Raw genomic sequence first — 23,472 nt, 5'->3', positions numbered from 1 at the left:
GAGCCTCTCTCCTCCTGCGTCGTCGATCGGCCGCGGTCGGCCGGGGAGGGTGGTCGCGCTGGGAAGAGCGGGTCGCGTACCGCGCACGACGATCCGCTCCCACGCGGATCGCCGGTTGCGCGGTGCTCAAGAGCCTCTCTCCTCCTGGCGTCGTCGATCGGCCGCGGTCGGCCGGGGAGAGTGGTCGCGCTGGGAAGAGCGGGTCGCGTACCGCGCACTTCGAGCCGCTCCCACGCGGATCGCCGGTTGCGCGGTGCTCAAGAGCCTCTCTCCTCCTGCGTCGTCGATCGGCCGCGGTCGGCCTCAGAACGCGGGAACGATGGGAAGAGCGGGTCGCGTACCGCGCACGACGATCCGCTCCCACGCGGATCGCCGGTTGCGCTCGGCGGTGCTCAGGAGCCTCTCCGGTCGACCGAGCGCGTCCCGCCGGCGCGGAGCGCAACCGGCAATCCGCGTTCCAGCGGATCGTCGTGCGCGGAACGTTCGACGCCCTCGAGCACGGAACCACCCTCCCACGCCGACCGCAGGCGATCGACGACGAAGGAGGAGAGAGGCTCACCAGCGCCGCGACTGCGGGCGATCGACGACGCCAGGAGGAGAGAGCCTCACGAGCGCCGCGGAGCGCAACCGGCGATCCGCGTCCCAGCGGATCGACGTGCGCGGAACGCACGACGCTCTGCAATACCCGACCACCCTCCCGAGCCGACTGCGGGCGATCGACGACGAAGGAGGAGAGAGCCTAGGAATGCTGCGGGAACCCGAGGTTGATGCCGCCGTGGGAGGGGTCGAGCCAGCGGCTGGTGATGGCCTTCTGCTGGGTGAAGAAGCGGACGCCTTCTGCTCCGTGGGCCTTGGTGTCGCCGAAGAGGGACGCCTTCCAGCCGCCGAAGGAGAACGTGGCGACGGGGACGGGGATGGGGACGTTGATGCCGATCATGCCGACCTCGACCTCGTTCTGGAAGCGGCGTGCCGCTCCTCCGTCGTTGGTGAAGATGGCCGTGCCGTTGCCGAAGGCGCCGTTGTTGATGAGTGCGACGCCCTCCTCGTAGGAGGCGACGCGGACGATGGAGAGCACCGGGCCGAAGATCTCCTCCGTGTAGGCGCGGGAGGTGGTGGGGACCTTGTCGAGCAGGGTCGGGCCGAGCCAGAAGCCGTTCGCGTCGCCGTCCACCTCGATCCCGCGCCCGTCGATCACGACCTCGGCGCCGTCCTCCTCCGCGATCGCGATGTAGGAGGCGACCTTGTCGCGGTGCGCCTCGGTGATCAGCGGACCCATGTCGCAGCCACGGCGGCCGTCGCCGATGCGCAGCTTCGACGCCCTGTCCTGGATCTTGGTGATGAGCTCGTCGGCGACGGGCTCGACCGCGACGACGACCGAGATCGCCATGCACCGCTCCCCCGCCGAGCCGAAGCCGGCGTTGATGGCGGAGTCGGCGACGAGGTCCAGGTCCGCGTCGGGGAGCACCAGCATGTGGTTCTTCGCCCCGCCCAGCGCCTGCACCCGCTTGCCGTGCTTCGTGCCCGTCTCGTAGACGTACTGCGCGATCGGGGTCGAGCCGACGAACGAGATCGAGCGGACGTCGGGGTGCTCGAGCAGCCCGTCGACGGCCTGCTTGTCGCCGTTGAGCACCGTGTAGACGCCGTCGGGGAGGCCGGCCTCCTTCCAGAGGGCGCCGAGCCAGATCGCCGGGGACGGGTCCTTCTCGGAGGGCTTCACCACGACGGTGTTGCCGGCGGCGATGGCGATGGGGAAGAACCACATCGGCACCATCGCAGGGAAGTTGAAGGGGGAGATGATGCCGACCACGCCGAGCGGCTGCTTGGTCGAGTAGACGTCGACGCCGGTGGAGACCTGCTCCGAGTACTCGCCCTTGAGGTGGTGCGCGAGACCGGTCGCGAACTCCACGACCTCCTGGCCTCGGGTGATCTCGCCGAGCGCGTCCGAGACGACCTTGCCGTGCTCCGACGTGATCAGCTCGGCGAGCTCCTGCTTCTTCGCCTCGAGGAGCTCGCGGAAGCGGAAGACGATCTGCTGCCGCTTCGCGAGCGACGTGTCGCGCCAGGCGGGGAAGGCGGCCTTCGCGGAGGCGACGGCGGCGTCCACCTCGGCGGAGTCGGCGAGCGCGACCTCCTTGGTCGCGACTCCCAGCGCCGGGTCGTAGACGGGAGCGGTGCGGCCGGACGAGTAGTCGGAGGGAGCCCCGTCGATCCAGTGGCCGACGACGGACAGGGCGGTGGCGGGCTCGGCGATGCTCATGGCGACGACTGTAGGGGCGTGACCACGGCCGCGGGGGTGCCGATCCGTCCAGCGGTGGAGGGGTGGTCTGGACGGATCGGCGCGCTCAGTCGGTGGGACGGGAGGCGTCGGCGTCGGGCGAAGGGGTGGCCGGGTCGGGGCTCGAGGCGGCGGGGTCGGCCGCGCTCGGGTCCGCAGCACCGGTGTCGGCCGCGCTCGGGCCCGCAGCGCTGGGATCCGCAGCGCCGAGGTCGGCGGCGCCGGTGTCGGCAGCGTCCGGCTCCGCACCGTCGGGATCGGCCCCGGAGTCGGCGGCATCCTGCTCGGCTGTACCGGTCTCCTCACCGTGCACCTCGGCAGCGGACGCTGCATCCGCTGCCTCCGCCGCACCCGCCGGGTCGAACCGCGCCAGCGCGGCCGTGATGTTGTCGTGCCCGCCGCGCTCGTTCGCCCAGGCGACCAGCGCCTCCGCGAGCGTGACCGGATCCGCGCCCACCCGCTCCTGCGCGTCACGGAGCACGCGCGCGAGGTCCTCGGCGGCGGACGCGTAGTTCCACAGCCCGTCGGAGCAGACCAGCACCCAGCCCGGCTCGTTCAGCTCCTCGAAGGCGACCCGCGGCTCCTCGTCGTGCGCGTCGGCGCCGAGCCAGCGGGTGATGGCGTGAGCGTCGGGCGCCGTCTCGGCCTGCTCCCGCGGCACTCCCGAGGCGATCTGCTCCTGCGCCCACGAATCGTCGACCGTGAGCTGCCGCGGCTCGCCCGCGTCCGGCATCCAGTAGCTGCGGCTGTCGCCCACGTTGCCCGTGACGAGCAGCGCGCCGTCCAGCACCGCCGCGGTGAAGGTGCACGAGGGCGGATTCGACCGCTTCTCGGGCACGGCCGCGTCGATCGCTCCGGAGGCGCGCGCGGTGGCCATCTGCAGCAGCGCGCGCCAGCGGTCCGCTCCCGCGCTCTCCCCGCCGACCTCGGCCTGCAGCGCGCTGAGTGCCGCACGGGCCGCGGCGAGCGACGCCTTGTCGGAGTCGGGGGTCGAGGAGACCCCGTCGCAGACCACCAGCAGCGCCGTCCTCAGAGAGCCGTCGGCGCCGGTGGTCGCCCCGAGCGCCATCGCGTCCTCGTTGGCCGGGTGCCGGAGCCCGCGGTCGCAGACGCCGCCGACCAGCGGGTGCGGCGCTTCGGCCCAGTGCTCGCGCTCGGTCGGAGCGGGGCGTCCGCACTGCTCGCAGTAGCCGTCCTCGGCGACCGCTCCCCCGCAGTAGACGCAGGCGGCGGATCCTCCGACGGCGACGGGCGGAGCGGAGGGGGTGGCCGCGACGATCAGCGGCGTCCCGCAGGCCTCGCAGAACGCGTCGCCCGTCGTGACCGGCTCGCCGCAGTTCGGGCAGGGAGTCGACAGCGCGCCGCTCATGTCAGCGTCCAGCGTCGGACCTCGTTGGCCCGGTCGACGAGGCGCAGGCGCTCGTCGCGCTCGCGAGTGGAGGCGGCGAGCGCGCGGTAGGAGGCCTCGAGGCCGTCGCGGATGGCGGCCTCGTTCGCCTCGACTCCGCCGAGGGTCGCCCCCTCGGCCGGGCCGTCGCGCCGCACCAGCTCGAGGGCGGAGGCGAGGACCTGGGTCGTGAGCTCGAGGCGGGTCCTCTGGTCGATCGACACGGAGTCGACGCTCGCGAGGGCGGCCGAGAGCGCGGGCAGCCCGCGGCCCGACTCCGCCAGCAGCTCCGCCCGGCGGCGGCGCGCGTCGGAGTAGGAGGAGCGCGTGGGCGCGACGATGTCGAGCGCGTCGAGCGCCCCGTCGAGGTCGGAGCGCAGCTGCCGCACCCGGGCGAGACCGAAGGCGGCGGGTGCCGTGTAGTTCGCGTCGGCGCGGGCGCAGATCACGTAGAGGGACTCGGCGACCTCGGGCTCACCGCTCGCCTCGCACGCCGCGGCGAGCGCGAGCTTCGGGGCGAGCTCGCCGGGGACCTGCCCGTAGACGGTGTTGAAGGAGGCGCGGGCCCCGATGTCGTCGCCGCGCGCGAGCTGCGCGAGACCGCTCATCCAGACCGCCCGCCACTCCCACGGGTCCTCCGTGAGGATCTCGCCCGTCGCGCGGGCCGCCTCCTCCCAGCGCTGCGCCTCGATCGCCGCCCGGGCGCGGGCGAGCCGCACCTCGACCGTCACGGTGGGCGCGAGCGCGAGAGCGCGCAGGCGCACGATCGGGTCGGCGACGTTCACGCCCGCGAGCCACGACCGGGCGGGATCGGACTCGTCGCGGCGGAGCGCCGGCAGCGCGTCCCACGGCGGGACGCGGTCGACCACGTCGGCCACGGGCGCCTCGAACAGGGCCGACTCCGTCGAGTGCAGCGCGGGGTGTCCGGGACCGCGGTCGGTCGCGACGACCTCGCGCAGCACCCCGAGCAGCTGGCCGCGCATCTCGTCCACCGTGGCGAAGCGGTCCTGCGGGTCGGGAGCGCACGCTTTCGCGATCAGGCGGTAGAAGGAGTCGTAGCGCTGGAACAGCGGCGTCTCCGACACCGGCGGCAGCGAGGCGACGAAGGTCGTCTGGTTGCCGCGGAAGTCGAGCACCAGCGAGGCCAGCGTGCGGCCGATCGTGTAGACGTCGGAGGCGACCGAGGGACCGAGGTCGGCGACCTCCGGAGCCTGGTAGCCGACGGTGCCGTAGATGGCGGAGTCCTCGTCGTCGATCCGGCGCACTCCGCCGAGGTCGATCAGCTTGACCTGGTCGCCCACCTGGATCATGTTGTCCGGCTTGAAGTCGCAGTAGAGCAGGCCGTGGTCGTGCAGGTAGGCGAAGGCGGGCATGACCTCGAGCACGAAGGCGAGCGCCTGGTCCACCGGCAGCGGATCCGCGGCGCCGCCGTTGGCGTCCAGCCGCTCCTTCAGGATCTGCTTGAGGCTCGGCCCGCCGACGTACTCCATCACGATGTAGCCGGCGCCGTCGTGCAGGACGAAGTTGTAGATCTCGACGATCAGCGGGTGCTCGACCTCGGCCAGGAACCGGCGCTCGGTGACGGCCGCGGCGTACGCGTCGGGGTCGCCGGAGTTGAGCAGGCCCTTGAGCACCACCCAGCGCCCCGAGACGTTCCGGTCGCGCGCGAGGTAGATCCAGCCGAGGCCGCCGTAGGCCAGGCAGCCGACGACCTCGTACTGGCCGCCGACGACGTCACCCTTCACCAGCTGCGGAGTGAACGAGAACGGCGTGCGGCAGTTGGGGCAGAACCCCTCGGTGCGGCCGGGCCGACCGTCGCGCCCGCGGCCGACGGCCGTGCCGCAGTGCGAGCAGAAGCGCTTGCGCTCGGGGAGGACCGCCTCGGTCATCAGAGCGGCCATCGGGTCGGCGGCCGGGCGGGACGGGACGGTGGTGAGCCCGGCGCCGAGCCTCGGGCCGCGCAGTCGGGTCGAGGTGGTGCCGACGCGGCGGGTGACCTTCGAGCCGGTCTGCGCCGTGCGGGCGGAGCCGAGGGCGGCGGTGGCGAGGCGGGCGGAGGAGGTGCGCGTGCTGCGCGCGGTGGCCGACTCCTCCGCGGGCCCGGGTGCCGTGGCGCCGGGGGTGCCCTCGACGAAGCCGGTGCCGAAGGCGGCGGAGGCGGTGGCCGGCGGGGAGGCCGGAGCGGCGCGGCGCGCGGTCGGCGTGGAGGCGGCGGCGCCCTCCTCGGGCGGGAGGCCGCAGACGTTGCAGTAGCCGTCCTCGATCGTCCCGGTGCAGCCGGGAGTCGCGGTGCAGGGGGCGCCGTTCATAAAGTGGCCTTCCGGTGGTGCGCGGGGTCGGGGTGCGGGAGGTCGCGGGTGACGACGTCGTACTGCTCGACCAGGTGGCGGGCGAGCGGGACGGAGCAGGGCACCGCGTCGAGAGCGGCGCGCACCTCCTCCTCGGCCGCGACGCCGACGGCGGTGGCAGCGCGGCCGTTGCCCTCGGCACGCTCCCGCAGCGCCCGGAGGCGGAAGCCGAGGGCGGCCCGTTCGCGCAGCGGCGAGGTGTAAGCGGCCTCGACCGCGTCGAACGCGCGGCCGACGGCGGTCAGGCGGGCGAGGTGCGCGTCGAGCGCCTCGCGGTCGGACGGAGGATCGCCCAGCCGGGAGACGTCGGGCACGGCCAGCCGCGGCGGGTCGGCGATCTCGCGGCGGCAGCGGGCCACGAGCTCGCGCAGCGGCGCCTCGCGGTGCTCGGCCGCCTCCGCCAGCTCGCGCGCCCGACGGCGGTCGCGCTCGAGTCCGCGCCGCTCGGACGCGGCGATGATCAGGTCGCGCTCGAGCCGGGCGGAGTCGCTCTCGAGCTGGCCGAGCGGCCCCGACACGTCGGCTCCCCGGCCCGCCCGCTCGGCGAGCGCGTCGAGGCGGGACCGCAGCACGGCGACCCGCTCCGCCCGCTCGCGGTCGACCGTGCCGCTGCCGTCACGGGTGAGGTCGCGGCAGCGCTCGATCTCGGCGCGCACCCCCACGATCCGTCCGGCGACGTCGGTGCCGCTGGGGTCGAGCTCGAGCCGGGAGCGCAGCTGGCCGACGACCGCGTCGCAGAGGCGCACTGCCTCCACCAGCGAGACCGCGCCGCTCCCGGAGGCGTCGAGACGGCCCCAGATCAGCTGCGACATCCGCTCGCGCGCCACGACGTCGACGCGGCCGGAGTCCCAGACCGCCTCGAGCTCGGCGAGGCGCCGGGTGACGGACTCGCGGAGCGACTGGGCGAGCACCACGTCGGCCGTGTAGTTCTCGGCCTGCGGCGACGCCAGCGCGGCGGCGTCCAGCCGCGAGAGCTCTCGCGTGGTCCGCTGGAGCCAGCGGGTGAGAGCGGCGAGGTACTCGAAGAGCTCGCGCTGCGGCGCGGCCTCCCCCAGCCGGCCCGGAGCGACGGGGGTCCCCTCCGCGAGACCGGTGCTCATCGGCCGTACACCGGGGCCGGCGGCGAGGCCTCGCCGAGGACCCCGAGCCAGCGCTCGTAGATGCTCTGCCAGCGGCCGTCGCTGCGGATGCTCTCGAGCGAGGCGTTGACGAAGCGCACGAAGTCGGGGTCGTCGGCGGGCAGGCCGAGGCCGTAGGGCTCCGAGCTCAGGGCGTCGCCGACGACCTTCGCGTACGGGTCCTGCGCCACGAAGCCCGCGAGGATCGTGTCGTCGCCCGCGATGGCGTCGACCTCTCCTGCCTGGAAGAGGGCGAGGCACTGCGAGTGCGTGGCGGCCTCGACGGCCTCGACCTCCGGGTAGTTGTTCTGCAGGCGGCTGAGCGTCGTGGTGCCGCTGGGCGCGCAGACCCTCTCGCCGTCGAGGTCGCCGATGCCCGTGATCGGGACGCCGTCGGGGTCGTCGGAGACGAGCACCTTGAGGCCGGCGTCGTAGTACTCGGACGAGAAGGCGATCGAGCTCCAGCGATCGCAGGTCATCGTGAGGGTGCGGGCCACCATGTCGACCTGCGGGGCGCCGTCGCCGCCGGTGAGCGCGGGGAGGCGCTGAGCGGAGGTGATCACGACGTAGTCGATGGAGTCGCTGCCGAGGATCGCCCGGGCGACCTCGCGGGCGATGTCGACGTCGAAGCCCTCGATCGCCCCCGTGATCGGGTTGCGGGCGCTCATCAGGAGGGTGTCGGCCGAGACGCCGACGCGCAGGGTCCCGCGCCCGCGGATCTCCGCGAGCCTGGTGCTGTCGGTCACGCCGGTCGGCGCGTAGGAGGTGACCGCCGAGGGCGAGCAGTCCGCCGCGGCAGGAGCGGCGGGAGCGGACGCGCTCGCCGTCGGAGTCGGGGTCGCCGCGGCGAGGGGCGTGCCGAGGTCGTCCGCCCCCGTCGTGCAGCCGGTGAGGGCGAGAGCCGCGGCGGTGGCCAGGGCGAGGGCGGCGGCGCGCAGGCGGTTCATCGGTACTCCTCCAGTCGCTGGGCGATGCCGCGCCAGGCGAACACGGCTCCGGCGAGACCGGCCGCCAGCAGGATCCACGAGACGAGGGTCGCGAACTCCGCGCCTCGATCGAGCGTGGTGGCGGCGGCCAGTGCCTTCTCCTGCACCACGTCGCGGGCGTCGTCGGAGAAGGTGGTGAAGAGCTCGTTCGGCGTGCCGTTCCCGGTGATCGTGGCGACGCGGACGGCCTGGTCCCAGTTCCCGGCGTCGTCCGCCTCCCGGATCTCCTCGTGGAACGACTGCCACTGCCCGAACTCGTCGACGAGCCGTGTCCTCGCCAGCTCGTCCTGCAGGTCGCCCGAGAGCTTCTCCCGGGCGGAGTCGACGGCCTGGGTGTAGCGCTCCTCGAGGGCGGCGCCGGAGCCGCGCTTGATCAGCGTGAAGCTCTCGAGCGACTTGGCGTCGCTCGCGGCGATGAGCGCGTTCGACACGGTGAGCGCCTCGCGGTAGGACTCGACCCGCGCCGTCCCCGCGTCCGCCGCGACCGATCCGTAGGCGAGCGCCCCGCCGACGCCGACGACCAGCAGGAGGGCGGTCCCCGTGGCGAGCGGGCGGTTGAGGTAGCGGTGCGTACGGCGGGCGAGCCAGAGCTGCGCCGCCAGGAGGAGGACCAGCATCACGAGCGAGCCGATCATGAGCAGGACGCTCCAGCGGACGGCGTCGTAGGCGGCCGCGACCCGGTCGGCACCGGAGTCGACGAGCCCGTCGAGGTCCTCGAGGATGCCGCCGTCTCCCGAGAGGGCAGTCGACGCCTGGTCGAGGTACGCCGAGGCAACGGGGAAGCCCTGCCGGTTGTTGGCTCGCGCCTGCTCGATCAGCCCGCTGTAGGTCGTGATGCTGCTGGCGACCCGGGCGAGGGCCCGGGTGTCCGCCGAGTCGGCGGCCGAGAGCCCGGCGATCGCGGAGGCGGCGCCGGTGAGGCTCGAGACGTACGACGCCCGCAGCTCGGTCGGCTCCAGTCCGCCGACGAGGAAGGTGTTGGCCGCGATCGCGTTGGCGTCCACCAGCAGCGTGCGGACGTTCTGCACGCCGAGCAGCTGCGCCGACTGCTCCCGGGCCGTCGTCGCGGCGCGCGCCTGCATCGCTCCTGCCTGCTGCGCGAACACGCCGAACAGCACGGCCGCCAGCGCCGTCAGGGCGAGCAGGAGGCGCAGGGTGGCCGGAGTGGTCGCGGTCGCGCGGGCCAGCAGCGACGGCTTCCGCTGCGCCGGCCGGTTGGCGACCTGGACGAGGGGCGGCTCGGGGATCCTCTGCGCGGGCGGCGCGGCGGGTGCGGTGCTCAACGGCTCTCCTCCTCGGGGTCGTCGGTGACGGGGACGGCCGTGCCGCTCGGGGCGGCGTCCACCTGCCCGAAGGCCTCCTCAGAGCCGTCGACCGCGCCCTCGTCGTCGTCGCCGGCTCCGTCCGGGCTGCTCGAGGCTTCGGGGCTCTCCACCACGTCCTCGGGGAGCAGGATGCGCAGCTCGTCGAGCGTCGGCTCCTCCACGTCGCGGAGGCGCCAGGCGTGCCGGGCGATCGCCGCGTCGAGGACGTTGCGGACCCAGCGCCCGTTGCCGAACGCCTCCGTGCGCTGCTGCGCCGAGGCGAGGCCCGCGAACGCGGCGAGCGCCTCCTCCGTCGGCTCGAAGTCCGCGGAGGCGGCGAGGCGGCCGAAGATCGCCGAGAGCTCGTCGTCGGAGTAGTCGGCGAAGTCGATCGTGGTCGAGAAGCGGCTGGCGAGTCCCGGGTTCGTGTCGAGGAAGCCCTGCATCGGCCCGGAGTAGCCGGCGACGATCACGACGAGGTCGCCGCGGTGGTCCTCCATGTCCTTCACGAGGGTGGTGACTGCCTCCGCGCCGTACTGGTCGAGCGCGAGCGCGTAGGCCTCGTCGATGAAGAGGACGCCGCCGCGCGCGGAGGCGATCACCTCCGCGGTCTTCGTCGCGGTCTGCCCGAGGTAGCCGGCCACCAGCTCCGATCGGTCGACCTCGACGAGCACGCCCTTCGAGAGGATGCCGAGCGAGCGGTAGATCCGCGAGACCAGCCGCGCCACCGTCGTCTTGCCCGTGCCGGGGTTCCCCGTGAAGACGAGGTGGCGGGTGAGCGTGGGCGTGCTGAGTCCGGCGGCCTGGCGCAGGGTGTCGATCCGGAGCAGCTGCGTCTGCCGCTTGATCTCGCTCTTCACCCGGTCGAGGCCGATCAGCGCGTCGAGCTCGGCGAGCAGGTCGTCGATGGACTCCGGCGGGTCGAGCGGCTCCGGCTCGGAGGCGGGCTCCGCGGCGGGAGCGGCGGCGGGCGCCGGCTCGTCCTGCGGACCGTCGTGCTCGGTCCGGCGGAGGCGCTCGAGGATCTCGTCGACCCCGGGCACGCCGGCGGGCAGACCGGTCGGCAGGTCGGCGCTCGCGGCACCGTCCGGCGTCCGGCCGGTCGTGTGCGGCGCTCCCCCGCTCGTCGTCGGAGCGGCGCCCCGAGCACCCGGGACGGCGGAGAGCTGGGCCGCGGCGGTCGCGGAGGCGGAGGCGATGCCGCCGATGCCCGGGTCGCCGAGAGCGCTGGCCGCCGAGACGACCTCGGTCAGGGCGCGGGCGTAGGCCGAGGCGTGGTGCGAGCCCGCGCCGACCAGGGCGGCCAGCTGATCGGTCGGCCCCGACCGCCAGCGCCGGCCGCTCGAGGCGGCGGTGAAGAACGCCTCCAGACCGCCCGTCGTGCCGGTCGCGGCGAGCCAGTCCTGCCCGGCGCCGCGGATCGACTCGGCGACGGCGGCGGCCAGCCGCGCACCCTCGTCGCGGACGGCCGCGGCGTCGAGGCCGGCGGCCGTCCCCGCGAGCACGAGGGCGTCCAGCGCCGGGGCGAGCGCGGTCACGAGGCGCTCGGCGGGGTCAGCGAGCCGGATCCGGACGGCGCTCCCGGCTGCGGAGGCGCGTCGAGACCGCTCGGGGAGAGCGAGGACTCCGTGAACTTCTCGGCCAGGAACTGCCCGTGCGCGATCAGCGCCGAGGCGTCCTGTCGCGAGACGGCGTCCGAGATGCGGTCGAGCGTGCCTCCGAGGAGGTCGAGCTGGTCGCAGAGGATCATCAGCGAGGTCTTCCCCCTGTGCACGGCGCGGCGGTCGGCGAAGTCCCTCGGCAGGCGGAGGTAGCCCTCCACCGCCTCGGGGAGGTAGCTGGTCGCGGTCGCGACGACGGTGTGGCCCTGACGGCTCATCCCGCCGAGGCGGTCGAGACGGGGCACCATCTCGCGGACCGTCTCGTCGATCCGCTGGATGCGCGCCGCGACGATGCCGGGCACCCGGCCCTCCGTCCGCGCGCCCACCCTGTCGAGCGCCGCGAGGATGTCCTCGCTCGTCGGGACGCTCGGCAGAGCGGGCGCGGTCTCCTCCGGCGCCGCGGGGGCACCCGTGAACAGGCGGGAGAACCAGCCCATCGGCTAGCGGCCGAGATCGAGCGAGGACGTCGCGTCGATGTCCGAGTTGCTGCGGCGGGCCCGCTCGACGTACTCGCCGGCCTTCGCCGTCTCGGTCTGCAGGACTCCGACGGTCTGGGCCATGCTGTCGAGCGCCTTGATCTTGAAGTCCGAGATCGAGTCCATCGTCTGGTAGATGTTCGCGAACGCGGCCTGCAGCTGCGGCAGCCCGACCGTGGCCGAGGCGGCCTGCGACTGGATCGAGGCCGACTGGTCGGCGAGCATGCGCGAGGTGGCCTCGATCATGTTGGACGTCGTGGTGTTCAGCGCCGTGATCTGATCGAGCACGAGGCGCTGGTTGGCGAGCGCCTGCGCCACGATGACCGCCGTGCGCAGCGCCGAGACGGTCGTGGTCGTCGCGCGGTCGACGCCCTTGATCAGCTCGACGTTGTTCTTGATGACGACGTCGATCGCGAGGTAGCCCTGGATCGACACGGCCAGCTGGGTCAGCAGGTCCTGGTGCTTCTGGCGCGCGTAGAAGAGGACGTCCTCGCGCAGCGCCTTCGCCCGCTCCGGATCGGTCGCGTCGAGCTCGGCGATCTTCGCCGAGAGCTTCACGTCGAGCCGCTCGGCGACGTAGATGTACTCGTTGAGACGGGTCATCGTCTCCCAGAGGTTCTGCTTCTCGAGATTCAGGGCCGCGTTGTCCTTCCGCAGCTCGTCCTGCCCGTCGTACAGGGCCTGGATGATCGCGTTCAGGTGCGACTGGGCGCTCTCGTAGCGGCGGAAGTAGTCGGTGATCTTGTTGCCGAACGGGATGAAGCCCAGGATCTTCTTCTGCAGGTTGTCCTCGGACGGGTCCAGATCCTCCACCGTGCGGCGCAGCTCGAGCAGCGTCTTGCCGATGGTCGACCCCTCGGAGAGCCCGCCCTCCTGGAGGGCGCGCACCGGCGTGCTCAGCAGCCGGTTCGACGAGTCGGCGGCCGAGCGGATGTCGGCGTCGCCCATCGTGCGGATGTCGTTGGCCCGCGTCGCGAACTCGGGGCTGCGGGACTCCGTCGCCAGGAGCGTGTCGAGGTAGCCGTCGACCTTCGCCTCGAGGCCGGGCAGGGCGGCTTCCGGCACCTTCGGCGCGATCGACGGCGCCGAGGTGGTCGGCACCGCTGCCACCGGCTCCGGAGGCGTGAGCGAGAGGGCGTTCTGGACGGGCGGCTGCAGGGCCTCGGTCATCGGGATCCTCACCGTTCCTGGCGCTCGGCGCCGACTGGGATGAACGTCCGCCCAGCATATCCCGGGCCCTCCCGCGGGATCCCCGCGAGCCGCCTCGTCCGAGGACTCGACGCGATCGGGCGGCTGTGGAGGAGCATCCGCCGCCGGTCAGACCGCCTTCGGGCGCCTCCGCAGCGTCGCCACCGCGACTCCGGCCAGGGCGAGCGCGCCTCCGAGCAGCGCGGCGAGCGGCGGGGTCTCGCCCAGGACGAGCCAGGACAGCAGCACGACCACCGCGGGCACCGCGTAGGTGGACGCCGCGGTGCGACCCGCGCTGGAGCGCGCGAGGACGTACCCCCACGTCGTGAAGGCGACGGCCGTCGGGAAGATCCCGAGGTAGACCACGGCCAGGATCGAGGAGAGCGGAGCGGCGGCGAGCGCCTCGACGAGCTCCGGGGCGAAGGGCAGGCACGCGACCGTGCCGGCTACGCAGCCGAGCCAGGTCATCGTCGGCGCGTCGATCCGTCCCAGCAGGCGCTTCTGAAGGGTCGCCGCGCTGCCGTAGACGACGGCGGCGACCAGGCCGAGGGCGACGCCGATCACGTCGAACTGCCCGGTGGAGGTGGAGAACGCGATCACCGCGACGCCGGTCAACGCCACGAGCATCCCGGCGAGGAGACGGCGGGGGAACCCCTCCCCCAGCAGCAGCCCGGCGAGCACGGCGGTGATCATCGGCGCGATGTTCACCAGCAGCGCCGCCGTCCCCGCGTCGACGTGCCGCTCCGCAGCGTTCAACGCCAGGTTGTAGACCCCGAACCAGGCGACTCCCCAGCCCAGCACGAGCAGGAGGAGGCGCCCGCGCGGGACCGCTGTGCGCGGATCCGGAGCCGCCTCCGAGCGGCGCCTCCGGGCGGTGAGGACGACGCGCACCACCGTGAGCGCGAGCGACCCCACCACGATGCGGCCGAGGGTCAGCGCGCCCGGGCCGAAGTCCTCCGTCGTGGCGCGGATGCCGACGAAGGCCGACGCCCAGAGAAGGACAGTGACCGCGATCGCGCCCCACAGCAGGAGGGCGTCCCTCGTGGAGGGCGGGGCGGAGGAGGAGACGTCGGCCATGGGGCCATCGTGGCGCTGCCGGGGATTCAGCACCAGTTCCGTTCACTGTCGGATAGTTCAGCCGGACTGTACCGTCGTCCCATGCTCGACGTGCACCGGCTCCGCATCCTCCGCTCCGTCGTCGCCTCCGGCTCGATCGCGGGAGCCGCCTCCGGCCTCGGCTACACGCCCTCCGCCGTCAGCCAGCACCTCACCGCTCTGCAGCGCGAGACCGGACTGACGCTGCTGGAGCGCGTGGGCCGCGGCGTCCGCCCGACCCCCGCCGGACGCGCCCTCGCCGCCCAGGCGGACCGCGTCCTCGAGCGCCTCGCCGAAGCGGAGGCCGTGGTGGAGGAGCTGCGCGAGGGCCGCTCCGGCCGCCTCTCGGTGACGTACTTCGCCTCCGTCGGCAGCGCCTGGATGCCGGAGGTCGCCCGCCGGCTGACCGCCGCGTTCCCCGGCCTCGCCCTCGATCTGCGCCTGGGAGAGGAGCTCGACGACGACCTCGGAGCGCGCCCCGACGTGCAGCTCCTCGTCGCCTCCTCCGAGCCGACCGCCCCCGGATTCACGGCGCACCACCTCCTCGACGACCCCTACCTCGTCGTCCTGCCCGACGGTCATCCGCTCGCCTCCCGGAGCGAGATCGACCTCGCCGAGCTCGCGAACGAGCGCTGGGTCGACAACGACCTGCCCACCGGCTGGTGCCGCCGGAACGTCGTGGAGGCCTGCGCCGCCGCCGGGTTCGCGCCGCCCTTCCACGTCCAGGCCAACGACCACATCACCGCCGCCGCGTTCGTCGCCGCGGGCATGGGCGTGACGGTCCTGCCGGAGCTCGCGGCTCACCGTCTGCCGGACGGCGTCCGCGCCGTGCCCGTCGTCCGTCCCCGGCCTGTCCGCTCCCTCGAGGCCGTCGTGCGGAACTCCGCCGCCTCCTCCGCACCGGTGGCCCTGGTGCTGGAGACACTGAAGGCCCTCGCCGCGCGCCGCTGAGCGCGCCTGCACGGGCGAGCTCGCAGCACACCGGAGCACGATGGGCGCGTGAGCTCCGTCGAACCCGTCACCCGTTCCGCGCCCGCGCTCGGCGGACCGCGCATCCTGAAGCAGCGCTGGACCGAGGCGACGTTCCTGCACTGGCGGGTCGACCCCGCCCTGGTGGCGCCCCACCTCCCGGCCGGGACGAGGCCCGACGAGCACGACGGCTCCTCCTGGGTGGGCCTAATCCCGTTCCGGCTCTCGCGGACGGCCTTCCTCGGCGGCCCGCGGGTGCCCTGGCTCGGCACCTTCCCCGAGGTGAACGTCCGGCTCTACTCCGTCGACGAGCAGGGACGACGCGGAGTCGTGTTCGTCTCGCTCGACGCCTCCCACCTCCTTCCCGTGCTCACCGCGCAGGCGGTGTTCGGGCTCCCCTACCGCTGGGCCCGGATGAGCATCGAGCACCGCCACGGCGCGGTGATCTACGACACGATCCGGCACTCGGACTCGGCCGCCCGCTCCCGGATCGTCGTCCGCCCGGGCGAGCCGGTCGACGAGGACCCGCTCGCCTCGTTCCTCACCGCACGCTGGGCCTACCACGAGCGCCACCTTGGCTCCACCTGGTACGGCCGCAACCTGCACCGGCCGTGGCCGCTGCGCCGCGCGGAGCTGCTGGCGCTCGACGACGGGCTGCTCGACGCCGCGGGCTTCCCCGGGCTGGCGACGCGCGCGCCGGACTCGGTGCTGTACTCGGCGGGAGTGGAGACCGTGTTCACGGTGCCGCGGAAGGTGTGAGGGGGGCGACGCTCCTCCACAGACGGTTCTTCGCGATGCTGTCCGATGAAACGGCGCTCCCGAGGCCCACGGCGAGACTTCGTCCGGTGAGATCAGGGCATGAAGGAATCGGCGACAGTAGACGACGCGCTCACGGAGGCGCTCGCGCTCGCCGGCTCACGGCACGCTGAGCGGTCCGCCGTCGAGGCATCCCGGTACCGGGCAGTCGAGGAGGCACGCCGCCTCGCGATGGCGGCACCCGCGGCGCTCGTCGTCGAGCACGTCCAGGTGCAGGTGGATCGGGCGGAGGCGGCGCACCGGGCGCTGATCGCGGAGCTCGCGACGGGACTCCGGGTCTCGGAGGCGCACGCCTCTGCACTGGTCGACGAGGCACGCCTGCTGGTGAACGACCTCCCGGCGACGTTGCGCGCACTCGCGGACGGAGCGCTCTCCCCCGAGCACGCGCGACTCGTGGTGCGAGGAGCGCTCGACGTCCCCGCCGAGGTCCGTGGGCGCTTCGACGAGGAGGCCGCGACGATCGCGGTCGCCTGCACGCCGCCCCAGCTGCGACGCGCCCTCCGGTCGCTCCGGGAACGGCTGCACCCGCAGACGCTCAGCGAACGTCATCGGGACTGCGCCCGTCGTCGCGCGCTCTGGGTGGAGGGCCTCGACGACGGGATGGCGATCCTGCACCTCTACACCGCAGCTCCCGATGTGCTCGGCGCGATGGACAGGATCGACCGGGCCGCCCGCTCCCTCGCGGATCTGCCGGACGAGGAGCGGACGCTGGGCCAGCTCCGCGCAGACATCGCCGCTGCGCTGCTGGTCGACGGGGAGACATCGGCCGACGGAGACGGCACGTCGATGCCGGCGGGAGTGCGCGCCGAAGTCGCGGTGACCGTGCCGGCGCTGACCCTCCTCGGGCGGTCCGACCAGCCCGCCGTCCTCGACGGATACGGACCCGTCGATCCGGAGACCGCGCGGCGTCTCACAGCAGGTGCTCCCTCGTTCACGCGGCTGCTCACCCATCCGGAGAGCGGAGCGGTCCTCTCCGTCGGACGCGACTCCTACCGAGTGCCGGCGGACCTGCGTCGCCACCTCCAGCACCGCGACGGGACCTGCCGGTTCCCGGGATGCACCCGCAGCACCCGCCACGCGGACGTCGACCACACGAATGACTGGCAGCACGGAGGCACCACGTCGGTCGACAACCTCGCACACCTCTGCCGACACCACCACCGGCTCCGCCACACCACGGGGTGGACCCACCGGCAGGAGCCGGACGGCACGCTGCACTGGACGAGCCCGACGGGACGGCAGCATGTCACCCGGCCCGGGGAGCCGGGGAACGGGACGGAGGGCGGACACGATCCGATAGGGACCGGCGGGGCGTGACAAGGGGCAGGTCGGGTGGCGTGGACGGGCAGGTCAAGGGGCGGGCCCGCTTCGGCGCGCCCGCGTAGCGTGGACGGCACGGGCCGATAGGCGCGGAAGCGACAAGAGGGGCAGCGACATGGCAGGAACGAAGGACAGGAAAGACGCGACGACGGGGACCTCCGCGGTGCTCTTCGACATCGACGGGACCCTCGCCGACACGAACTTCCTCCACGTCGAGGCGTGGTCGCGCGCCTTCTGGCAGGCCGACCTCGTCGTGCCCGCCTGGCGCATCCAACGAGCGATCGGCGCAGACTCGTCGGAGCTGCTCGACATGCTCCTCGAGGACGACGTGAAGGAGGAGCAGCGCGCACTGGTGAAGTCGCTGCACACCAAGAACTACGCCGAGACGACAGCACGCATCGTTCCACTTCCGGGAGCTCGCGAGCTCGTCGCGACGCTCGTCGGTCGAGGCGTCCACGTCGTCCTCGCCACCTCGGCACCGCAGAACGAGCTCGACGTGCTTCTCCACGTCCTCGACTTCGGCGGCTCCGTTCACGCTGTCACCAGCGGCGCAGACGTCTCGACCGCCAAGCCAGCACCCGACCTGATCTCGATCGCGCTCGACCGCGCGGGCGTCTCCGCCGACCGCGCCATCATGGTCGGCGACGCGACCTGGGACGTCCTGGCAGCCGAGCGCGCGGGCCTGGCAACGGTCGGAGTCCTCTCCGGCGGAACCTCGGAGCACGAACTCCGCGAGGCCGGAGCCGTCGCCGTCTACGAGGACGCGGCGGCCGTCCTCACCGGTCTCGGTGAAGGGCCCCTCGCGAGCCTCCTGAACTGACCGACCGCCACCCCAGGAGGCTCACGAGCCTCAGTCGCGGGGTCGCCGTCGCAGCACGAGGAGCGTCACTCCGATGGCGGCGGCGACCGCGGCGAGAGCGCCGCCGATCCACAGGACGTCCCCGAGGAGTGCCGGGTCCGATCCGGACGTCGCCTGCGCTTCGTCGGCGGACTCGGCCTGTCCTCCTGAGACCGCGACGGTGCCGTTGCAGTCCGGGACCGAGTCCGACCCGTCGGCGAGCGCGGTCCCGTCGGCCGGCGTCCAGTCGAACGCGTACTGGCCCGACACGGGGTGCCCGTCGGTCGACACGACCTGCCACGTCACCTCGTACTCCCCCGCCGCGCCGAGCTCGAGCGGCATCGACGCTTCCGGCCCGACGACGCTGACGCAGCCGTCGCCGTAGTAGAGCCCGTCCGGCCCGACGACGCGCAGAGCCGCCGCCGTTCCGTCCGTCCCGAGGACGAGCAGGTCGTCGTTCGTCGTCAGCACCAGCGTTCCCGGCTGCTCCGTCACGGTCGAGTCCGCAGCGGGAGTCGTCGAGACGAGGTAGTTGTGCGCGCTGGCGGGCGCCGCCACAGCGATCGAGCCGAGCAGCCCGATCGCGGTCGCGGCGACGAGGGCCTTCCGACGGGTCACGCCGACGCCCGGGGTCCGCGGCGGCGGGAGGCGAGCCCGACGGCCACGCCGACCGCGCCGACGACGAGCCCACCGACTCCGAGGATGCGGGCGAGCACGTCGTCGCCGCTCGTGGCCGTCGTCGCCGAGGCGGTGGTCGCGACCGCGTCGTCACCGTCGCCGTCGTCGTCGTGTCCGCCCCCGTGGCCGGACCCCGCTTCCGCCGCGGTCACCGCGACGGTGGGAGCGGGCAGCTCGGGCTCGTCCTGGCCGTCGACGGTCGGCTGGTCCCAGGCGGTGCTGCCGGTCTCGCACGTCTGCAGCACGGGGAACTCCAGCGTGGAGCCGGCTGCGTCCTCGGGGAGCTGAAGCTGGAGGGCGACGGTGTCGCGGTAGCCGTCGGCGAGGGGCGTCTTCGCCGTGTAGACCACGTCCGAGACCCGCTTGGTCGCGGTGTTCCCGTGGGAGTCGGTGACCGGGTCGGCGATTGCGACCTCGTTCTTCACGACGTCCCAGTTCGGGTTGATCGTCGGGCTGACCGAGTTGATGCCGTCGGGCATCGTGATCGTGAGTCCCGTCGTCGGCGAGCCCTCGCAGCCGTGGGCCAGCGAGAACGTCACCACCGTGTACGAGCCGGCGGCGGTGCTGCTCGCCGCCGCGGTCACGTGGGCGCTGGCCGCAGTGGGCGCGGCGACAGCGAGCGCGATCGATCCGGCGGCGACGAGTGCGCCGCTGCCGACGAGGCGGAGCCGCGAGAAGGAAGAAGAAGAAGAAGAACGGGTCATGACGGTCGTGTCCTCGGGGGAGATCCGGCGCGGGGCCGGGAGTTCTGGACGCAGCGCGGGTTCGCGGTGCATGCGGAGGCGCCGACCGGAGCCGCTCCCGCACGGGAGGGGCGTCAGGCGGCGCGGAGGACCCGCAGCGGCGGCCCGCGGTGCCGGAGGATCGAGAGGACCGCGTCGAGGGATCGGGGCGCCCGCGGCTCGGGGGTGCCCGTCATCGAGACGCCGGGTGCCGACGGGAGCGCGACCGCGGACGCGCGGGCGACGATCCGTACGACGACGCGGTGGAGGCCTGCTCCCAGCGTCCAGAAGAGGCGCTCGCCGTACCGGAACGCCGCGATCGTGAAGGCAGCCGCAGCGAGGTGGGCGAGGAGCATCACCGGCGCGTGGGCCGCGTGTCCGCCTCCCCCGGCGATCAGCTCGATGGTCGACCCGTCGTGGAAGTGCGCGCCGGTGCCCGTCGTCCCGACGACGCTCACCTCCCCACCGCTGCCCGTGATGAGGAAGAGGCCGTGGTACGCGATCTGGCTGAGGAGCACGGAGAGCGTCAGCCGGGGAAGGGACGGACGGCGCCCCGAGAGGAGGACGCAGACGACGACGGCGAACGCCGCGGCGAGGGCGAGCACGGCAGGAGCGGGGGTCTCGGCGCCCGCGAGTGTGTGGGAGGCGGCGGCCGTGGCGGTCGCGGCGAGAGCGGCGGCGACGCCGCGAGCCACTCGTGCACCTCGGGTCTGCACTCGCCCGTCCTCTCGTCGTCGCGTCGACGCGTGCGCGCGACGTCTCCAGGGTAATCGACGCGGCGGAGCAGCTCCCCGCCGTCCCGGTTCCCTGCCGTTACGAAGCCGTTACCTAGATCACCGAAAGAAATCCAAACCCCCGCAGGGAGGGCTCCGAACACATGTCAACGGCCGCGACACGGTCCACACAGAACAGGTCCTCCGCATCACGTGGGGGCCGTCTCACGAAGGAGTAATCCCATGCGATCCACCAAGCGTTCCGCCCTCGCCGCATTCGCCCTGCTGGGCACCGCCGCCCTCGGCCTCACCGCCTGCTCGAGCGGAAGCGGCTCGACCACCGCCGCCAGCGACGCGGCGACCGAGATGTCGACCCCGATGGCCACCTCGTCGGCCTCCGCCTCCTCGACCCCCATGGCGACCATGGACCCGGCCGCGAACCTCGTCGGCCCCGGCTGTGCCGCCTACGCCGAGCAGGTCCCGGACGGCGCCGGCTCGGTCGAGGGCATGTCGCTCGACCCCGTTGCGACCGCCGCGTCGAACAACCCGCTGCTCACCACCCTGACCGCTGCGATCTCCGGTGGCCTCAACCCCGACGTCAACCTCGTCGACACGCTGAACAGCGGCGAGTTCACCGTCTTCGCCCCGGTCGACGACGCGTTCGCCAAGCTCGACGCCGCGACCGTCGACTCCCTCAAGACCCCCGAGGGCGCCGCCACGCTGTCCTCGATCCTGACCTACCACGTCGTCCCCGGCCAGATCGCCCCTGACGCGATCGCCGGCGACCACGCCACTGTCCAGGGTGGCAACCTCACCGTCACCGGTTCCGGCGACGACCTGAAGGTCAACGACGCGTCCGTCATCTGCGGTGGCGTCCAGACCGCCAACGCGACCGTCTACCTCATCGACACCGTGCTGACCCCCCCGGCCAGCTAATTCCCCTCACCGGCTCCGGCCGGTGAACACGCCGAAGGGCGGGCACCGCGAGGTGTCCGCCCTTCGGCGTTCGTGCGTGCAGAAGCCCTCCGCGAAGCCGGACACTGCAGAGTCGTCCGGCACAGAGTCGTCCAGCACAGAGCCGCGCAACGCAGAGCTGTCCGAACGGGAAGCCGCACAGCGAGGAGCCCTGCGCAGCGCGGAGTCGGAGGGTCACCACGACCCGGCACTCGCCGTCACTCCGCACCACAGCACTCACCACGAACGACACGAGGCGCGGACCCCGATGCAGGGGGTCCGCGCCTCGTCGTCGTGCGGTCGGCGGCTACTCGGCCGGGGCGCTGATCTCGCGCAGGACGCGGTCGCCGGGGCGGGCCTCGATCATCTCGGCCTCGATCTCGGCCCGGTCGAGCAGCTCCTCCATGCGGCGGCGACGGTTGCGCGTGATGAGCGTCACGACCGTGCCCGTCTTGCCCGCGCGGCCGGTGCGGCCGGAGCGGTGGAGGTACGTCTTGTACTCGTCGGGAGCGTCGGCCTGAATCACCAGGTCGATGTCGTCGACGTGGATGCCGCGCGCGGCCACGTCCGTCGCGACCAGCACGTCCACGCGTCCGCTGGTGAGCAGTGCGAGGTTGCGGGTGCGGCGCGACTGGTTGAGGTCGCCGTGGAGGCTCGTCGCGGGGATGTCCGCGTGGTCGAGCTGCTCCGCGAGCTGCTCCGCGAACGCGCGGGTCCGGGCGAAGATCAGCGTCTTGCCCTGGCGGGCGGCGAGCTGCTCGATGATCTCGGCCTTGTCGCGGTGCTCGATCAGGAGCACGCGGTGGTCGATGGTCGAGGACGCCTGGTCCTCGCCGGCGACCTCGTGGACGCTCGGCTCGACCAGGAACTCGTCCACGAGCGTCGCGACGCCCTTGTCGAGCGTGGCCGAGAACAGCAGCCGCTGGCCGCCGTCGGCGGTCTGGCGGAGGATGCGCTGCACGGGCTCGAGGAAGCCGAGGTCGCACATGTGGTCGGCCTCGTCGAGCACCGTGATGGTGATGTTCGAAAGGTCGAGGCGGCCCTGCTCGACGAGGTCCTCGAGGCGGCCCGGCGTCGCGATGACGATGTCGACTCCGCGCTGGAGGGCTCCGACCTGCTTGTACTGGGGGACGCCGCCGTAGATGGTCGTCGTGAACAGGCCGACGGAGCGGGCGATCGGCTGGATGGTCCGGTCGATCTGCATGGCGAGCTCGCGGGTCGGCGCGAGGATGAGCGCGCGCGGAGCGCGGCCCGGCTTGCGGCCCTTCGCTCCGTTGTTCTCCATCAGGCGCTCGACGACGGGGGCGCCGAAGGCGATGGTCTTGCCGGAGCCGGTCTTGCCGCGTCCGAGGACGTCCTTGCCGGCGAGCACCTCGGGGATGGTCGCGGCCTGGATCGGGAACGGCGCGGCCGCTCCGAGCTCGGTCAGCATCCGGACGATGTTCCCTCCCAGGCCGAGGTCGCCGAAGGTGACGCCCTCGACGTCGACGGCGAGAGTGGCCGTCGCCTCGAGGCGCTCGAGCACGACGTCGTCGGCCTGGTGCGGCGCACGGGCGTCGCGGCTGGGGTAGAAGTCCGAGCCGGAGTCGCGGCGCGAGGGCCGGGAGTCGCGGTCGAGCGAGCGGGTCGCGCGGTCGCCGCGGTCGTGGCCGCGCGAGGGACGCGCGTCCCGGTCGAAGGAGCGAGCCGGACGGTCGCTGCGGTCGAACGAGCGGGCGGGACGCTCGGTGCGGTCGTAGCCGCGCGAGGGGCGCTCGTCGCGGTCGCCGGTGCGGGCCGGACGGTCGTCGCGTCCGTAGGAACGGGCCGGACGATCGTCGCGGTCGTTCGAGCGGGCCGGACGCGCATCGCGGTCGAAGGAACGGGCCGGGCGGTCGCTCCGGTCGAAGGAACGCGCAGGACGGTCGTCGCGCCCGTAGGAACGGGCCGGACGATCGTCGCGATCGTTCGAGCGGGCCGGACGCGCGTCACGGTCGAAGGAACGGGCCGGGCGGTCGCTCCGGTCGAAGGAACGCGCAGGACGCTCATCGCGCCCGTAGGAACGCGCCGGACGATCGTCGCGATCGTTCGAGCGGGCCGGACGCGCATCGCGGTCGAAGGAACGGGCCGGACGGTCACTGCGATCGAAGGAACGCGCAGGACGCTCATCGCGATCGTTCGAGCGCGCCGGGCGTGCGTCGCGGTCGTACCCGCGGACCGGACGCTCGTCACGGTCGTTCGAGCGGGCCGGACGCGCGTCGCGGTCGTAGCCGCGAGAGGGCCGCTCGTCGCGGTCGTACCCGCGGGCGGGCCGATCGGCGCGCTCGGTGGCCCGCTCGGCGCGCTCGTCGGCGTTCCAGCGCGCCTTCTTGGGGGCGTTCTCGTCGACGGCGCGGAATCCGCGGTGGCCCTCGCTGCGCGAGCCCGGCTTGGCGCCGGGGAAGCGCGAGCGGCCGCCGAGCTGGGACTTGCCGCTCGAGGCGCCGAAGCGGTTGGGCTCGAAGTTCTTGGCCGGACGTCCGCCGGCGGGCTTCTTGTTCTTGGGCATGGCAGTTCTTCCTGGGTTCAGGTCGTGCGCGAGGAGGCGACGCCGGAGGAGCCCCGTCGTGAGGGGCGTCCGTGCGCTGGACTGCTGCGGGGCAGCA

19 protein-coding genes are annotated in these 23,472 nt (G+C 73.3%); 5 read left to right on the top strand and 14 right to left on the bottom strand.

Features of this window, described 5'->3' with window-relative positions:
• Positions 1–739 precede the first annotated feature (739 nt).
• The 10 genes from C5C50_RS13275 to C5C50_RS13230 form a co-directional block, all read right to left on the bottom strand.
• Entirely contained in the window at positions 740–2,257 is a 1,518-nt protein-coding gene (locus C5C50_RS13275; protein ID WP_104273651.1) for a CoA-acylating methylmalonate-semialdehyde dehydrogenase, read from the bottom strand.
• 85 nt (positions 2,258–2,342) lie between these two features.
• Positions 2,343–3,644, bottom strand: coding sequence for a PP2C family serine/threonine-protein phosphatase (locus C5C50_RS13270; protein ID WP_104273650.1), 1,302 nt, complete (start codon positions 3,642–3,644; stop codon positions 2,343–2,345).
• A complete protein-coding gene (locus C5C50_RS13265; protein ID WP_104223838.1) occupies positions 3,641–5,971 on the bottom strand; it encodes a serine/threonine-protein kinase in 2,331 nt (776 codons plus the stop codon). Before C5C50_RS13265 ends, C5C50_RS13270 begins: the two co-directional genes overlap by 4 nt.
• Entirely contained in the window at positions 5,968–7,110 is a 1,143-nt protein-coding gene (locus C5C50_RS13260; protein ID WP_104273649.1) for a hypothetical protein, read from the bottom strand. Before C5C50_RS13260 ends, C5C50_RS13265 begins: the two co-directional genes overlap by 4 nt.
• Entirely contained in the window at positions 7,107–8,075 is a 969-nt protein-coding gene (locus C5C50_RS13255; protein WP_104273648.1) for a glutamate ABC transporter substrate-binding protein, read from the bottom strand. Before C5C50_RS13255 ends, C5C50_RS13260 begins: the two co-directional genes overlap by 4 nt.
• Positions 8,072–9,397 (bottom strand): hypothetical protein, encoded by a 1,326-nt coding sequence (locus C5C50_RS13250; protein WP_104273647.1) that lies wholly within the window; start codon positions 9,395–9,397, stop codon positions 8,072–8,074. Before C5C50_RS13250 ends, C5C50_RS13255 begins: the two co-directional genes overlap by 4 nt.
• Positions 9,394–10,956, bottom strand: coding sequence for an AAA family ATPase (locus C5C50_RS13245; protein ID WP_258067760.1), 1,563 nt, complete (start codon positions 10,954–10,956; stop codon positions 9,394–9,396). The genes C5C50_RS13250 and C5C50_RS13245 overlap by 4 nt, the downstream gene beginning before the upstream one ends.
• A complete protein-coding gene (locus C5C50_RS13240; protein WP_104249860.1) occupies positions 10,953–11,516 on the bottom strand; it encodes a hypothetical protein in 564 nt (187 codons plus the stop codon). The genes C5C50_RS13245 and C5C50_RS13240 overlap by 4 nt, the downstream gene beginning before the upstream one ends.
• 3 nt (positions 11,517–11,519) lie before the next feature.
• The gene (locus C5C50_RS13235; RefSeq protein WP_104223833.1) at positions 11,520–12,725 is read right to left on the bottom strand and encodes a toxic anion resistance protein; all 1,206 of its coding nucleotides are present in this window, start codon (positions 12,723–12,725) and stop codon (positions 11,520–11,522) included.
• Between the two features lie 147 nt (positions 12,726–12,872).
• The gene (locus C5C50_RS13230) at positions 12,873–13,820 is read right to left on the bottom strand and encodes a DMT family transporter (RefSeq protein WP_104273646.1); all 948 of its coding nucleotides are present in this window, start codon (positions 13,818–13,820) and stop codon (positions 12,873–12,875) included.
• An 81-nt stretch (positions 13,821–13,901) separates the two neighbouring features.
• Between C5C50_RS13230 and C5C50_RS13225 the strand changes: the two genes are divergently transcribed.
• From C5C50_RS13225 to C5C50_RS13210, 4 genes are all read left to right on the top strand, one after another.
• Positions 13,902–14,789, top strand: coding sequence for a LysR family transcriptional regulator (locus tag C5C50_RS13225; RefSeq protein WP_104267139.1), 888 nt, complete (start codon positions 13,902–13,904; stop codon positions 14,787–14,789).
• Between the two features lie 48 nt (positions 14,790–14,837).
• Positions 14,838–15,566 (top strand): YqjF family protein, encoded by a 729-nt coding sequence (locus C5C50_RS13220; protein ID WP_104273645.1) that lies wholly within the window; start codon positions 14,838–14,840, stop codon positions 15,564–15,566.
• A 99-nt stretch (positions 15,567–15,665) separates the two neighbouring features.
• On the top strand, positions 15,666–16,940 hold the full coding sequence (locus C5C50_RS13215) for an HNH endonuclease signature motif containing protein (RefSeq protein WP_104273644.1): 1,275 nt from the start codon (positions 15,666–15,668) through the stop codon (positions 16,938–16,940).
• A gap of 118 nt (positions 16,941–17,058) precedes the next feature.
• Positions 17,059–17,763 carry an HAD family hydrolase gene (locus C5C50_RS13210; protein ID WP_104273643.1) on the top strand — a complete coding sequence of 235 codons (705 nt, stop codon included), beginning with the start codon at positions 17,059–17,061 and terminating at the stop codon, positions 17,761–17,763.
• 30 nt (positions 17,764–17,793) lie between these two features.
• Here the strand turns inward: C5C50_RS13210 and C5C50_RS13205 are convergent, their stop codons facing one another.
• Genes C5C50_RS13205 through C5C50_RS13195 form a run of 3 tightly spaced genes read right to left on the bottom strand, consistent with a single transcriptional unit; the run spans position 17,794 to position 19,876 of the window.
• Complete coding sequence (locus C5C50_RS13205; protein WP_104273642.1) at positions 17,794–18,399, bottom strand: copper resistance CopC family protein; 606 nt, start codon at positions 18,397–18,399, stop codon at positions 17,794–17,796.
• Positions 18,396–19,235 carry a YcnI family protein gene (locus tag C5C50_RS13200; protein ID WP_104273641.1) on the bottom strand — a complete coding sequence of 280 codons (840 nt, stop codon included), beginning with the start codon at positions 19,233–19,235 and terminating at the stop codon, positions 18,396–18,398. The genes C5C50_RS13205 and C5C50_RS13200 overlap by 4 nt, the downstream gene beginning before the upstream one ends.
• A gap of 41 nt (positions 19,236–19,276) precedes the next feature.
• Entirely contained in the window at positions 19,277–19,876 is a 600-nt protein-coding gene (locus C5C50_RS13195; RefSeq protein ID WP_104273640.1) for a hypothetical protein, read from the bottom strand.
• A 261-nt stretch (positions 19,877–20,137) separates the two neighbouring features.
• Here C5C50_RS13195 and C5C50_RS13190 point away from each other — a divergent pair, with 261 nt between their 5' ends.
• The gene (locus C5C50_RS13190; protein WP_104246890.1) at positions 20,138–20,830 is read left to right on the top strand and encodes a fasciclin domain-containing protein; all 693 of its coding nucleotides are present in this window, start codon (positions 20,138–20,140) and stop codon (positions 20,828–20,830) included.
• Positions 20,831–21,155: 325 nt separating this feature from the next.
• Here the strand turns inward: C5C50_RS13190 and C5C50_RS13185 are convergent, their stop codons facing one another.
• Complete coding sequence (locus C5C50_RS13185; protein WP_104273639.1) at positions 21,156–23,375, bottom strand: DEAD/DEAH box helicase; 2,220 nt, start codon at positions 23,373–23,375, stop codon at positions 21,156–21,158.
• Positions 23,376–23,472 lie beyond the last annotated feature (97 nt).

The organism is Rathayibacter sp. AY1D9 (genome assembly GCF_002932395.1).
Taxonomy (GTDB): Bacteria; Actinomycetota; Actinomycetes; order Actinomycetales; family Microbacteriaceae; genus Rathayibacter.
The sequence above is the reverse complement of the archived record's forward strand: the minus strand, read 5'-3'. Positions and strand labels throughout refer to the sequence as shown.

Coding starts and splice junctions, on each gene's coding strand:
- C5C50_RS13230 (WP_104273646.1), bottom strand. CDS start 13,820: ATGGCCGACGTCTCCTCCTCCGCCCCGCCCTCCACGAGGGACGCCCTC.
- C5C50_RS13255 (WP_104273648.1), bottom strand. CDS start 8,075: ATGAACCGCCTGCGCGCCGCCGCCCTCGCCCTGGCCACCGCCGCGGCT.
- C5C50_RS13185 (WP_104273639.1), bottom strand. CDS start 23,375: ATGCCCAAGAACAAGAAGCCCGCCGGCGGACGTCCGGCCAAGAACTTC.
- C5C50_RS13225 (WP_104267139.1), top strand. CDS start 13,902: ATGCTCGACGTGCACCGGCTCCGCATCCTCCGCTCCGTCGTCGCCTCC.
- C5C50_RS13240 (WP_104249860.1), bottom strand. CDS start 11,516: ATGGGCTGGTTCTCCCGCCTGTTCACGGGTGCCCCCGCGGCGCCGGAG.
- C5C50_RS13270 (WP_104273650.1), bottom strand. CDS start 3,644: ATGAGCGGCGCGCTGTCGACTCCCTGCCCGAACTGCGGCGAGCCGGTC.
- C5C50_RS13200 (WP_104273641.1), bottom strand. CDS start 19,235: ATGCACCGCGAACCCGCGCTGCGTCCAGAACTCCCGGCCCCGCGCCGG.
- C5C50_RS13215 (WP_104273644.1), top strand. CDS start 15,666: ATGAAGGAATCGGCGACAGTAGACGACGCGCTCACGGAGGCGCTCGCG.
- C5C50_RS13275 (WP_104273651.1), bottom strand. CDS start 2,257: ATGAGCATCGCCGAGCCCGCCACCGCCCTGTCCGTCGTCGGCCACTGG.
- C5C50_RS13235 (WP_104223833.1), bottom strand. CDS start 12,725: ATGACCGAGGCCCTGCAGCCGCCCGTCCAGAACGCCCTCTCGCTCACG.
- C5C50_RS13260 (WP_104273649.1), bottom strand. CDS start 7,110: ATGAGCACCGGTCTCGCGGAGGGGACCCCCGTCGCTCCGGGCCGGCTG.
- C5C50_RS13210 (WP_104273643.1), top strand. CDS start 17,059: ATGGCAGGAACGAAGGACAGGAAAGACGCGACGACGGGGACCTCCGCG.
- C5C50_RS13265 (WP_104223838.1), bottom strand. CDS start 5,971: ATGAACGGCGCCCCCTGCACCGCGACTCCCGGCTGCACCGGGACGATC.
- C5C50_RS13190 (WP_104246890.1), top strand. CDS start 20,138: ATGCGATCCACCAAGCGTTCCGCCCTCGCCGCATTCGCCCTGCTGGGC.